14 protein-coding genes are annotated in these 13,030 nt (G+C 45.0%); 4 read left to right on the top strand and 10 right to left on the bottom strand.

Annotation, left to right across the window (positions count from 1 at the left end; genetic code table 11):
• The first annotated feature begins 254 nt into the window (after window positions 1–254).
• Both AC6RGY_RS03820 and AC6RGY_RS03815 read left to right on the top strand, forming a co-directional pair.
• Complete coding sequence (locus tag AC6RGY_RS03820; protein ID WP_499859870.1) at window positions 255–1,952, top strand: DEAD/DEAH box helicase; 1,698 nt, start codon at window positions 255–257, stop codon at window positions 1,950–1,952.
• Between the two features lie 12 nt (window positions 1,953–1,964).
• Complete coding sequence (locus AC6RGY_RS03815; RefSeq protein WP_499859869.1) at window positions 1,965–2,780, top strand: YqhG family protein; 816 nt, start codon at window positions 1,965–1,967, stop codon at window positions 2,778–2,780.
• Window positions 2,781–2,860: 80 nt separating this feature from the next.
• On the opposite strand, the gene AC6RGY_RS03810 is transcribed toward AC6RGY_RS03815, so the two are convergent.
• The 7 genes from AC6RGY_RS03810 to AC6RGY_RS03780 all read right to left on the bottom strand — a co-directional run bounded on the left by AC6RGY_RS03810 (window position 2,861) and on the right by AC6RGY_RS03780 (window position 7,676).
• Window positions 2,861–4,426, bottom strand: coding sequence for an FMN-binding glutamate synthase family protein (locus AC6RGY_RS03810; protein ID WP_499861452.1), 1,566 nt, complete (start codon window positions 4,424–4,426; stop codon window positions 2,861–2,863).
• A 244-nt stretch (window positions 4,427–4,670) separates the two neighbouring features.
• On the bottom strand, window positions 4,671–4,829 hold the full coding sequence (locus AC6RGY_RS03805) for a hypothetical protein (RefSeq protein ID WP_499859868.1): 159 nt from the start codon (window positions 4,827–4,829) through the stop codon (window positions 4,671–4,673).
• A 212-nt stretch (window positions 4,830–5,041) separates the two neighbouring features.
• Window positions 5,042–5,254, bottom strand: coding sequence for a hypothetical protein (locus AC6RGY_RS03800; RefSeq protein ID WP_499859867.1), 213 nt, complete (start codon window positions 5,252–5,254; stop codon window positions 5,042–5,044).
• Between the two features lie 228 nt (window positions 5,255–5,482).
• A complete protein-coding gene (locus tag AC6RGY_RS03795; RefSeq protein WP_499859866.1) occupies window positions 5,483–6,283 on the bottom strand; it encodes a DUF4097 family beta strand repeat-containing protein in 801 nt (266 codons plus the stop codon).
• The gene (locus AC6RGY_RS03790) at window positions 6,276–6,836 is read right to left on the bottom strand and encodes a DUF1700 domain-containing protein (RefSeq protein ID WP_499859865.1); all 561 of its coding nucleotides are present in this window, start codon (window positions 6,834–6,836) and stop codon (window positions 6,276–6,278) included. The genes AC6RGY_RS03795 and AC6RGY_RS03790 overlap by 8 nt, the downstream gene beginning before the upstream one ends.
• Window positions 6,829–7,152, bottom strand: coding sequence for a PadR family transcriptional regulator (locus AC6RGY_RS03785; RefSeq protein ID WP_499861451.1), 324 nt, complete (start codon window positions 7,150–7,152; stop codon window positions 6,829–6,831). Before AC6RGY_RS03785 ends, AC6RGY_RS03790 begins: the two co-directional genes overlap by 8 nt.
• Before the next feature lie 296 nt (window positions 7,153–7,448).
• A complete protein-coding gene (locus tag AC6RGY_RS03780) occupies window positions 7,449–7,676 on the bottom strand; it encodes a PhzF family phenazine biosynthesis protein (RefSeq protein WP_499859864.1) in 228 nt (75 codons plus the stop codon).
• Window positions 7,677–7,772: 96 nt separating this feature from the next.
• Between AC6RGY_RS03780 and AC6RGY_RS03775 the strand changes: the two genes are divergently transcribed.
• Window positions 7,773–8,624, top strand: a complete 852-nt coding sequence (locus AC6RGY_RS03775) for a hypothetical protein (protein WP_499859863.1) — start codon at window positions 7,773–7,775, stop codon at window positions 8,622–8,624.
• Window positions 8,625–8,681: 57 nt separating this feature from the next.
• Here AC6RGY_RS03775 and AC6RGY_RS03770 read toward each other — a convergent pair whose 3' ends face one another.
• The 3 genes from AC6RGY_RS03770 to AC6RGY_RS03760 all read right to left on the bottom strand — a co-directional run bounded on the left by AC6RGY_RS03770 (window position 8,682) and on the right by AC6RGY_RS03760 (window position 12,656).
• Window positions 8,682–10,643: a hypothetical protein gene (locus tag AC6RGY_RS03770; protein WP_499859862.1), complete on the bottom strand. Its 1,962-nt coding sequence runs from the start codon at window positions 10,641–10,643 to the stop codon at window positions 8,682–8,684.
• Between the two features lie 41 nt (window positions 10,644–10,684).
• A complete protein-coding gene (locus AC6RGY_RS03765; RefSeq protein ID WP_499859861.1) occupies window positions 10,685–11,938 on the bottom strand; it encodes an ATP-grasp domain-containing protein in 1,254 nt (417 codons plus the stop codon).
• A gap of 349 nt (window positions 11,939–12,287) precedes the next feature.
• Complete coding sequence (locus tag AC6RGY_RS03760) at window positions 12,288–12,656, bottom strand: DoxX family protein (protein WP_499859860.1); 369 nt, start codon at window positions 12,654–12,656, stop codon at window positions 12,288–12,290.
• 141 nt (window positions 12,657–12,797) lie between these two features.
• Here AC6RGY_RS03760 and AC6RGY_RS03755 point away from each other — a divergent pair, with 141 nt between their 5' ends.
• Window positions 12,798–12,992 (top strand): YwbE family protein, encoded by a 195-nt coding sequence (locus AC6RGY_RS03755; RefSeq protein WP_499859859.1) that lies wholly within the window; start codon window positions 12,798–12,800, stop codon window positions 12,990–12,992.
• The last annotated feature ends 38 nt before the right edge of the window (window positions 12,993–13,030 follow it).

Here is a 13,030-nt window from a genome sequence, read left to right as displayed (position 1 = left end):
ATACCCTACTTTATAAAGTCTCACGAATTATTCCATACTATAAAAGATCCCTTGAGGAAGACTAAGGTATCCACTTGTTGAAAACAGAAGCTTTTAGTAGGAAATATGCTTCTTTGTATCCTTTCTTGCCCGTAAAATCTAATGATTTGTTGGGAAAGTGTCCATCCTAACTCCTACACCCTTACGCTCCCAAGCCAAAGGGTCTCTTGAAAATCATCAATTTGCTAGCATTCACATTATGGGAGGTAGCTAAAATGGAGAGTGTCCCTATTCGTTTCGATCGAACGTGGCTCCATCACTTTCAGCATTGCGTTGAAAGTGACCACAACTGGAGTACATGGGAGCGTTACCAACTGGCACTAACCGCAGCAGAGATTCAGCTGGTGCGAGAGTTTGACGAACTGCATTGTCTAAAAACACTTTCTAACTTCACACCCCTTCCTCACCAAGTTGAAGCAGCCCGGCGAGTCATTGGAGAGATGCGTGGGCGAGCCATCCTCGGAGACGAAGTTGGTTTGGGAAAAACGATCGAGGCCGGTTTGGTGCTTAAAGAATACCTCTTGCGAGGCTTGGTAAAGCGCGCCTTAATTTTGGTTCCCTCTTCTCTGGTACTCCAGTGGACACGCGAGCTGAATCAGAAATTTAACATCCCCGCAGTAGCGCAGAAGAAAGCGTGGATGTGGGAGAAATATGACATTCTGGTGGCTTCTATGGATACAGCCAAACGCTCACCACATCGTGAAACCATCCTGGAACAATCTTACGATCTCTTATTGGTGGATGAAGCCCACAAACTAAAAAATAAGCGTACGAAAAACTGGCAATTTATCTACCAACTCCAGAAGAAATATTGCCTATTGCTTACGGCCACCCCGGTACAAAATGAACTGAGTGAACTATTTAATCTCGTCACCATTTTGAAACCCGGTCATTTAGGTCAAGAACAAGCTTTTCAAAGCGAGTACGTCGCCGGCAAACGTAAAGCAAAGAAGGAGGAGCAATTACGATCCGAAATTCAACGTGTCATGATTCGTAATCGCCGGCAAGATGGAAATATCTCTTTTACCAAAAGGCATGTTCATACCATCTCCATTCAATTAACACCGGAAGAACGGGACCTCTATGAAGGCGTCACGCGTTTTATCCGCCAACAAGTAAAGACGAACGGGAAGAGCCTCAGCAGTATGCTTTCCCTGGTACTCTTGCAACGGGAAGTATGCTCCAGTCGTGATGCCGCCTTTTTAACCTTATTTAAGCTTTTTAAGCGAAAAGAAGGAGAGCAAGAAGCACTCTCTCCCGAAGTAGAACACCTCGCTCACTTGTTACGTGCTGTCAAAAAACCAGCTAAAATAGAAAAAGCCCTCGCTCTTATTCAATCCATCCCGGAAAAAGTGATCCTCTTCACCGAGTATCGTGCTACGCAAGAAATGATCTTGCGCTCACTGGCAGCAGCAGGGATTGCTGCGGTTCCCTACCGTGGTGGGTTTAATCGCAATAAAAAGGATTGGATGATGGAGATATTTAAAAAGCGTGCTCAGGTGATGGTTGCAACCGAGGCTGGAGGGGAAGGTGTCAACTTGCAATTTTGCCACCACATGATTAATTTTGATATGCCCTGGAATCCCATGCGTGTGGAACAACGCATCGGACGCGTCCACCGCTTTGGACAGACGGAAGATGTTCACATTTACAATTTTGCCACAGTAGATACCATAGAAGAGCACATCATCTGGCTTCTACATGAAAAGATCGACCTCTTTCGAACCGTCATCGGTGAAGTGGAAACGATTCTAGAAGAAATAGAGATGAAGCGAACACTGGAGAATCATTTGATGCAAGCCGTCTTGGAAGCCCACAGCGACGAAGAGATAAAGAAAAACATCCTCCATCTCGGGGAACAGATTCATGATGCACGTGAAGGAGTGCCAGGCAAAACCATGCTATCCAAGTGAGGAGGAAGCCATTTGAAAAAGGAAAAAGTACAAGCCTTCACCAAACAATATTTATCCGCCTTCGATTGTGAGATTGCAGATGAATCCCCTACTACTCTTACCACGCGACTCTCCATTGAGGTGGATCAAGACCTCATGAATCGTCCTTTCTACTGGATGTACGTCGACAAAATGGGGCTTACGCCTCAACCTGCTACCCTATCTTTTGCTTTTGATACGCATACGCTACCACCAGAAGGAAGGCGGGTAGAATATCTTTCCTACGGTTCCCCTCGCTTTACCAAGATGCTAGCTTCAGCACAGAAAAAACCGGCTTTTGTGCGTCTGTATGAATCCCCTCCTACGGGACACACGTCCAACCTTTCTGCACGTTCACGTCCTTATCTTCCCTGGCTGGGAATCCATTACCTCACTTCCTACCAATGTGATCAGAAGAAAGAGGAGATCTACTCTCTTGGGATCAACTTACACAGCGGAGAGATTGAGGAATCATTTTCCCAACGGCTCACCAATCGGGGCTGGAGTCCCAGGCTCCCTTCCTATCACCATACCACCGAGCCACAACTTACGATTGGTGAAGGGGTAGGCTTACTCGAAAAACACTTGCAAGATACGATTGAAAAAAAAGATCATCAGTGGGCGCGAGAGGCACAATCCTGGATGCAACAAGAATTGCTCCAGCTGGCTCGCTACTATGGAGAAGAAGAAAAATTAAGCGCAGAAAAACGCGCCGAGAAAACCCAGCGCGTTAGAGAAACCATCAGGCAATACCATCCCCGGATTGAAGTTGTCGTCATCAATGCCGGACTCTTTTACATGGGCGCTTAGAACTCATGAGCGCTCATTTTGTGTACGTACCCTTGCCCGCCCAACCCGTTTCTCTTGAAAAAACGCACGACATCCCCATATCACCCCACCTCAGATAGTTTGTTGGTACTGGTGGCAACAGGTGAATACTCCTTCATCCATTCTTCAGTCGAGAGTAGTTGCCCTGAGGCATTCTGATACGTAAGGTGGGAATGCGTAAACTTCGTGGGAGTATCCAGACCTGTAGCGGCTGCCACTCGGAAGAGCCCTTGTCGAAGGGCAACCATGTAGTTAAGTACACGGTATTTCTTTTCGTCCACGACCAACCCTTTTTGTAGATCAGGATCGGTTGTGGCAACTCCTACAGGACATTCATTTGTATGACACTTTAACGCTTGAATACAGCCAACTGTAATCATCAAGCTACGTGCCATGCAAACGAGATCTGCTCCCAAAGCGAGAGCGGTGGCTATCCGGTCCGGTGTAAACAATTTTCCCGAAGCGATCAAGGTTACCCGCTGTCTTACTTGGAAGCGGCGTAATGCTTCATCCGCCAACGCAAGCGCCGGCTTTAAGGGTAAGCCAACTCCATCCGCCAATTCCTGATAGGTAGCACCGGTTCCTCCTTCACCACCATCTACTGTGATAAAGTCGGGGCCTTTGCCTGTCTCCTGCATATATTGCGCTAGTTCATCCAACATTCCCCTGCCACCCATCACGATTTTCATGCCTACGGGTTTGCCAGTATGTTGACGAATCTGCTCAATGAGGTTTATCAAGGAGGGGACATCGTGAAATTCGTTAAAACGATTGGGGCTGTCAATGGTTTTGTACGGTTCAATCTTACGAATTTCTGCAATTTCTTCCGTTACTTTCGCACCACTCACATGCCCTCCGCGAATCTTGGCTCCTTGCCCTAGCTTTAACTCAATCGCTTTGACTTGAGGCAACGCAGATTTCTCTTTTAAAGTTTTCCAGTCTAAGGAACCATGAGAATCGCGTACTCCGAACAATGCCGGACCAATCTGTAGAATTAGGTCAACATTCCCTTTGAGATGATAAGGAGATAATCCACCTTCACCTGTATTCATCCAGGTCCCTTTCGCCATTCCCAACCCTTCTGACAATGCAGTGATGGCCTGGTCACCTAGCGCGCCGAAGCTCATTCCTGACATCCCTATTTGACTTCTTACCCGAAAAGGCTGTGGACAGTGGGGTCCGATCACAACAGCGTCCTCCTCTGGCAAAAGGAATGGCTCCACTTTCTCTTCTTCCAAGTGCTCTTTGCGCGAGAAAAGTCCATCGTGATCGAGAGAATACCGCTTTGTTTGGATCAAAGGAGAATTATCCACGCGAAGTTCCTTCATCTGTTTAGGGAACATCGCATTGCGAAGAAAGAAACCAGGGGCTTCAAAGTCACGCTGTGAACCAAATCCAATCTTCGTCTGAAAATACTTTGCTCGCTTCACAATCGATAAGTAATCCACCCGAGAAAACGGCTTGCCTTCCGTATCGTGATCAAAGAGGTACTGCCTTAATTCGGGACCCATTTTCTCAAGGATAAATCGCATGCGCCCCAATAACGGGTAGTTACGCAAGACCGAATGTTGATCTTGTTTGCGGTCCACCGTATGCAGATACAACAGAATTAGCACTGGGGTTATCATAAAAAAAACAACAAGAAAAAAGAGAAGGTATATAATTGTCTGTGTCACGATTCAATTCCTCTCCTGTTCTTCACTTCTTTTATTCCAGCCTAACATTCTATACCCGCTCACGGAAGGGACCAATCGCCGTAACAAAGATCTTCATACTCAGTCATCAGCCCACCTTGATTTCAAAAAAAAGAGAGACATCTCGTCTCTAAAATAATGAAAACACTTCAAATACGAAGGTTTTGTATCAAAGGTGTTAGCAGCACCCATAACCTCTCTGTTGATAACCTCCATAAACTCCACATCCGCCGAGGCAAAAGACGAAGATGGTCGCAATCACGAGCAAGAAAATGAGTAAACTCTTATATCCAATACCACCATAACCCGCATAACCAGCACCAGCATAGCCACCCATATTCACATACCTCCTTTGTAATTCTCTATATTTTTATGCTAAACATGGTTTAGCGAAAGGGATAAATGACTCTTCTCACTGAGAAAATAGGTGGCTAGCCCATCACTCGTCGGTTATTTCGTGGTCCAACTGATTCTTTCGCTTTCTCTTTAACGTAGACTACTTCTGAATTTCTTGATAGGTTCCTTTATAAACCCATTCAAGGAATCTCCCTAATAAGGACCCCATCTCCTCCATCCATATCCCATGTTAGGGCCAAGTCCATACCCACGTCCGTATCCATAACCCGGTCCAAAGTTGGGCCCATAGCCATAACCCCGGCCCACTCCATAACCCGGCCCGACTGGTCCAACTCCATAACCAAATCCAGGTCCATACCCAAATGGACGTCCATAGCCAAACGGAGGAAACTGTGATGTATACATCCTTTTTTCTCCTCTCCAATGATAAACTGCCTACTCTACAGGCTATTCAACCTGGACTTTTCTGCTCTCAGCTGACGTCTATCTTTAGCCGAAAGAACGAAAAAAATGGGTGGTCCTGCCTAAGCCATTCTTTTGAGAGAATCCTGTATCCCATCTCCTCTGAAAATGATAAGAAAAAAGATAGGAGGAGCTTATTCTCAAGCCTGCCATTACCCTACTTACTCTCTACTATTCCACTACGATTGACCCGTTGGTGGTTTCCAATTCAATCCGATGTTCTCCATCCCCAAGAACGGCATGATGATCATATTCTCCAAAGATACTCACGCTTCCATTCACTGTTTCTACGTCAATCTGAGCATTCGTCGGCTCTTGATCCGTCTTGAGAATAATCGAACCATTGGTGGTCGCAAAATCCATACTCTCATCGAGGGTTTTTGTAGTAATCTCTATTCTCCCATTTGTCGTTCCACCTGTCAGGTTTCCGTCGCAATCGAGGAGTTGGATGGAGCCATTGGTTGTCTCCACCTGGATAACGGACGAATGAACCTTCTCCATGACGATTGCCCCGTTCACTCCGAGAAGATTCACGTTACCAATGGATAGATCCTCAACCTGCATCGCACCGTTCCCATTTTCTACTTGCAGAAGGGCATATCCTTTTTCTGGTAGAAGCACTTCTACCTGTAATCTTTCAGATACAGAATTCCACGGAAACCAACGCTCTTCTACCGCTGAGTCGTAGCGTATAGATAATTTCTTCCCTTTCACATTGGTCGTTATCTCTTGTTCGCTACTTTCGCTTCCTGTTCCAAAAAGCTTCACTTTTATTCTGTCCCCATCAGTCGGTCTCACCTTCACTGATGGGGACACCTCTACTCGAATCTCTTCGATCCCTGCACTCTCTATTACTTTTTCATCGGAAATCTTCACCTCTGTATCTGAAAATGCGTAAGTCGCCACGCTTCCAATGACCCCAATCACCAGCAATACCGAGCCAATAATTAGGACCAGCCAACCTTTACCCATGTTTCAAACCACCTCTCACAAATGAAATGTTATAACGCAAATAACGAACAAATCCTTTGCTCACAAATCGAGTCACATAGACCATTCCGACAATCATCATGAGACCTAAACCCGTGCATGCCAGCGAAAAGAACCCAGCATATAATGAAAGGGGGGTAGAAAAAAACCAAGCATCGATGAGAACAAGTAGCGGACAAATGAGTAATAACCCACTCATCATCCACCCTGCAACAACCAGACCAAACAAGGCCAGCATTGGCCCCAGCACAAACACAAGGTTAAAAAATCCCAATCCCATCACTGCCCACGTCGCCCGTAAGAGATTGCTTGCATTTCTTTCTGCTTCAACCTTCTCCAGATGATACGTAGCCAATATCTCTTTCGCCATCTGTATGGGAGAGCCGAGGGCTGCTGCAATCTCTTCTTCTCCTTTCCCCTCTACTAAGCCCGCAACAAAATGTTCCTGATAGTCTTGTAAAACCTCTTGCCGCTCGCCATCATCCAAAACATGTAGCTCTTGCTCCAAACTCTTCAGAAATTGGTGCTTAGTCATGGAAACCACCTTCTTGAATTAATTGAGTTACACCTAGCGAGAAACTTTGCCATTCTGTTAATCGCTCATGCAGATAGGTCCGCCCTTTGTCAGTCATTCGGTAGTACTTACGCGGTGGACCCTCTGAAGATTCTTTCAAATAGGTGGTAAAGACCTCCTCTTTCGTCAGTCTGCGCAGGATGGGATAAACCGAACCTTCTGTAATCTCAATGCGACGCGAAATTTTCTGCACCAACTCATACCCATACCGATCTTGTTTATCCAGTAACACAAGAACACAAAGCTCCAAGACGCCTTTCTTCAATTGCGCATTCACTGTCATCACCCATTTTTTGTTTGCCATCTACAATACATTGTATAGTACCAATCAAAAGATAATACCTTACATGAACAATTTATCACATAGTACTGTTTAATGCAAGGTACTGAATCAATTTCTTTTAAAATGAGCTAGAGCCTTTTAAAACGGTAATTGCCTGACCACTTATATAAACACGCTCCCCTCCATCCCATTGAAGATGGAACTTTCCTCCCCTTGACGATGCTTGAACATATTTTCTTTACTCAACTTCTTCCCCCAGTAGGTGGCTAGTAAGCAATAAGCCAATCCCGTTACTTATCCTCATCTATCCCAATCGCCGGTGCATAAAACCGGGAGACAAAATCGAACTCCTGGCTCTGTGACCGTGCCGTTACGATCACACCCCGATTCCCTTTGGTCCATCGCCCAAGTTGGTTAAAATCAGGGTTAAGTTTTCGCACGCCATCTTCTGATGATAGTGCCAGCATAATATCCTCCCTGCCTTCCACTTCTGCAACAATAACAAGCGAAGAACCCAACGCTTCTACTCTTCCTTATTCCACCTAATTATCTTGATTCTGTATCAAAAAAACTAGTATCGCATATTATATATTAATAGAAAGGAAGAGGTGAGTATGTACAAACAGACGATAAGCGATCCTGCACAAATCGTGGGGGAGCTTGTATTCTGGGCTAACCAACAATTAGGAAATACGAATATACAAGTATGGAACCCGGCCTTGGATCCACAGATTCTCACTACGCTACAGTCGTTCCGCGCTGTATTCCTACAGATAGAAAACGAAGCCATCGAAATTATGGAAGCGATCGTCTACCACAAAAACACGATCAATAGAAAGCTTCTCCAGCGAATTCGTAATCTGGTAAACCGATCGGCTCATGAAACTAAGAAATTCCGCCTTTTTTATGAGAGAATTTCTTTAACGAATCGGGTAATTCAAAATGACGCTCGTTTACTCGGAATAATCAATAATATCAATAAAGAATCAGACTATTTTCTCGGAATTTTAAATGTTTTCCAATCATCATCTTCCCAGCCAAAGGAGACAACGATACCCGATCGAACTCCATCACGAGATGTACGAATCACATGGGAGATCTGCTTTTTCAAAAATCAAGAAATCGGCAATACGATCATATCCACTTGGAATCCCTCTCTTGGGGAGAGAAGCATCCAAGAACTATTAGCTTTCAAAGCAGCATTTATTCGTATTGAAAATATAGCACAGCAATTGTTGGAGACCTTACTACGAACAAAACAACCAGTGGATAATACTCTCAAAAAAGCTGTTAATCAAATCGCTGTTATTGCGGTTAAACAGAGCAAGCAATTCATTCTTTTTTTGGAGAAACTCCTTGCTCATAACTCCATTGTTCTGCAAACACCTATCCTAGAACTGATCATTCGAAACCTCAAAGCGGAGTCAGATTACTTTATTGGGGTCATTGCATCATTGACGCGCTAGGAAAAAAGAAAGCCCGGATGGTTATCCGGACTTCTAGTCTGGTATGGATCATGCACCCTATTCCTGCCACACATAATTCTCTCCCCAACTGGTACGAGAGAGTTCCTCCACCTTTTGCACGATCTCATCCTCTACTGCGTAAGCATCCCCTTTTTCATAAGGGTTATAGTGAAAAGCGTACAGACGGGAAACAAATTGATGGAAAGGTAGCGAAGCTTCGCCCTCTTGTTCACCATGTCCACGTACGCTCGGTTCAATCCCTTGCCCCCAATCTTGACTACTATCATTATTGGGGTTGTAGAAATAGATACGTACTTCCCCTTCTTCATCTTCGTGGATCTTCTGAATCGAAACTGCATGAAAACCGAGTAATTTTCCATACACATTGGTGATGAAGATTCCCACAGGATTGGGGTAAATCAAATGGTGATCATCATTATAATCCGGATGGTGAGTGGCATAAAATAACCTTACAAATCCCGGATAATCACTTACAACACCTAATGTATCTATGACGTTGGCAAACCCACGCCCTACCCAGTCTCCATAGAAGGCTGGATTCACCCATTTGTGACCATCATCACCTCGCAAAGCGACGCGTTTCATCATATCATTGTAGATACGATCCAGATGAGGCACCAACACCAGCGAGACCGGGTCTAACTCCTCGTGGAGGTTTGGAGCCAATCCATCCAGAGCGCGCTTCGAATGAATGGTTATTCCCTCAAACGTCATGTCAATATCATTATCGCGAGCGGCACGTGCCACAAGGTCGAGGAGGTATCCTGGCGCATGTTGGGCCCACAAACTAATCCCACGTGCAGATTGACAGGTAGGATTCATCCCTTGCCCTACGCCAAGTGGCTGACCAAGGACACTGATTACTCCTGCTAACAAAAGGTCATTTGCCGTCAATCCTTCTTTCTCATAAGGCTTCAACAACACTTTCCGGACTTCCGGATGGATATCCAGTTCGATCAGTCGCTTCAGCCCAGGAATCACCGGCGCGCTAGAAAGCACTCCTCGATCCAATAAACAGGCAAGACCATACACGGATTGATGAGTAGCCGGGTGAATGGCAACTTTGATCAGACGATGAACGAGCTCAAAATATTCCTCTATATTTGCTTTTCCTTTATCACTTAATTGCAGAGCTAGTGGTAGCAGGTCCCACTCATAGCGATTACAGTACCGCACCAATAGAGCATGGTGCCGCGATACGAGCCCGGTCTCGCGCATGGATCGACCGAAAGCCTCCGCTTCCTTCTTTAAAATCTTCCATGAGGCACGGCGCAATTCTTTCCGATATTCGGCCAACTTGGGAAAGCGCTGACTCATCGGAGAAGTCCCTTCCACCGCCTCAATATAGCGATTTAATGCTTGGCGATCCTTTTTATCCATCTCTTTGGTCATTAATGATCGACTTTTTTCGATCATCATAAGAATACGCTTAATCAAGATGGGACGTTGTGCGAGCAATTGGTCCATCTCACGGACAAGCGCACGTGAAAATTGTGTCACGGAGATTTCTTGTAAGAGAAAGTGAAAGAGGCGCACCCCATACTTGCTTTTCCCTTTCTCGTCGATTCGCCCTTCTTCCGTTTCCTTAGGAAAAAGAAAAGGCAGATTAGCGGCCATCACTTCGTTAAGATAACCTTTCGCATCTTCCGGTGAAATCTTCTCTTCCCGTTGCTCTCCCTTGGCAATTGCCAGCATACGTAGTTCATTTAACACCTCTGCTGCTGCGGTCACGCCTCCTGACAAAAGTGAACCGCTCACTAAACCCGGTTGTAACTTTGAAGGATCCTCCCATGGACCTCCGACAAACACGCCTGCTGGATGAAGACGGTGGGCATAACTCCGGAGTAACAAGATGCCATTCTCCGCTTCCAACATACGAAGTACTTCTTGATACACATCTCCCTGGTACTGCACTTTGGCATAAGAAGGAGCCGACTCCAACTTTTCAAATGCCACCAAAAAACGTTTTTCCAACTCTTCGCTCGTCTTGGTTGTCACGATCTCTCACTCCCCCTCTCTTCGTGGTGCTTGGAATTTTCTTATACATAAAAGTCATGTTCCTCGTATTTTTCTAACAGCTCTCTCATGATATCACTATCTTCTCCATAGAGATAAATGGTTCCATAGTGATTCCCAAACCCTGTTCTCTCGACAACCCTCGATCCCGTCATCGGGGCGAATACATTATGTTTGGAAGTGGGAGAAAACATGTTATGACGCTCAAAATAAGAATGCCCTTCTAATTCTTCAGGAAAAGCCAACTCTTCAATCACTTTTACACGTGGATGCACCATGAGACATCCGGCATAACTTCCTGGATCTTCTTCATCGCTAGGGAAGAAGGCTTGTAGTTCCTCCTCTGTCGTCTCGGGATCACTACACAAAATTTGTGCTTGGAAGGCGTTAAATCCATATGCTCGCTCAATCATTTCAAAGATATGACCACCGGGTACACGAGCAGCTACCTCACCAAAGTGCAGACTCCCATCGGCGGTAATAAAGTACTCAGGGTGAATCACGCCCCACTTGATTTCAAATGCATCAATCAATTGTTGCACCGCTTGCCGTATGAGCGGTCGCTTCGATGACAACGACTCCGATGCTGGCACAAAGTTGGAATAACCCAATCGAACATATTCCGTAATATTTAAGAATTGGATCTTCCCATTATGAACGAAGACTTCACAAGAAAATTCTTGCCCATCTAGATGGCTTTCCATTAAACAGGGAAAATAGCTTTCGGTTAACGTTTCAATATCCTCATTGCTACGTACCACTCGATGATTAAATGACCCCGCCTTATCTAGTGGTTTAATATGAATAGGATCATTTCGATCACCCTCTAGTTTCAAGAGTGCCTCGTTCACTCGTTTGAGAAAACGGTACACATCCTCTTTGTTGCTAGCCTCCTCAAACACACCTACCTTGATCCCGGCAATCTGTGCTTTTCGTTTCATCATCCCCTTATTTCTAAGAAGAAGCGAGCGGTTAAATTCGCGAGGATTCTCGCGAAAACGTCCATTCAACGCTCCTGCCCACTCCACCGTCTCTTCAAATAAGGGAACAGCTAGGCGGACATTTAACTCCGATAGTTGCTTATAGAGTGAATCGGACCCTTCATTCACCCACTCAAAGTTCCAGCTAACAAATTCTATCCCATGCTCTTTCGCATAAGGCTCAAAACCAGAAGGTCCTACAACAACGAAAGGTCTATTTAATTTATCGATCGCCTCGATCGCTGGTAAGCTCCACCCCAATAGTGCCGTCCGATATGACTTCGTTGCTTCGGTCATAAAATTCGTTCATCCTTTCGTGTTAGTATAGTTTGAAAAATCCGACCTAGTAGGTACTTACCCTGATGCAGATTATTTAAACAATGTTTTCAAGAAAGCACTTTATGAGAGATGATTGTTTGCGGAGTACCACCAGAACCTTTTTCGCACCGATCTCCCAAGGTGTCACGAGTTAATCAGAGAGAAGTTTTTACTGAATATAAAAAGGAAGGAAACCCCTCCGTTTCATCCATACGATAGACGCATATCCAGATAAGAGGGTTTCCTTCCCTATTTGATTAGCATGATCAAAAAACGAATTTGCTTATATGCGAGAAGTTGATTAACAATTTTCTTTCCCCCATCGATGCTACGATGATTTCTTGGCAGTGGATCCTTTGAAAAATAAGAGAAATAGTGACAATAAAAGAAAGATGGCTGCTGGTATCATATCCTGGGCTGCGTGTCCTGCTTGCATAAGCGTACCCAAAGCACCAATCATGATCACCACGATGAGACCTGCAGAGAGAGGGACAAGCTTGGCTCTCCAGAAACCGAAGAATAGGCCAATAGCAGCAAGTACTTCTAATGCCCCAATAATGTACAAAAAGGCGAGCGGGAACCCAAATTCATCTGTAAATCCCTCTTTCATAGCCTCCAACCCCAGCAATTTCACTCCACCAAAAAATAAAAAAGACAGGATTAAGATAACCTGTATTGCACACCTAGCATAGTTCATCTTGATTCCACCTCTCCATATAATAACAAACCATCCACATCCATTTTATTCTATGAGGATTGTCTCATATGCCTGGACGATCCTTCCTTTACCCCTGTAGTATAATGGAGAAGAGGTCTCTAGAACGAGGAGGAAATTTGAATGGATGGTCGACAGCGGGCTCATATTCAGCCAGGGGCAAACGTGCAAATTGTATTGAAGAAGGACCAACGAACGGGGAAATTAACCTCTGGAATCGTCAAAGATATCTTAACTAAATCCCCCACGCATCCACACGGAATCAAAGTACGGTTAGAAGACGGACAGGTCGGACGTGTCAAAGAAATAATCAAATGAAAAAACCCCCTCAGGACAAAGACCTGTCCTAAGGGGGT

The organism is Mechercharimyces mesophilus (genome assembly GCF_059818345.1).
This window is presented reverse-complemented; position numbering and strand designations above follow the sequence as displayed.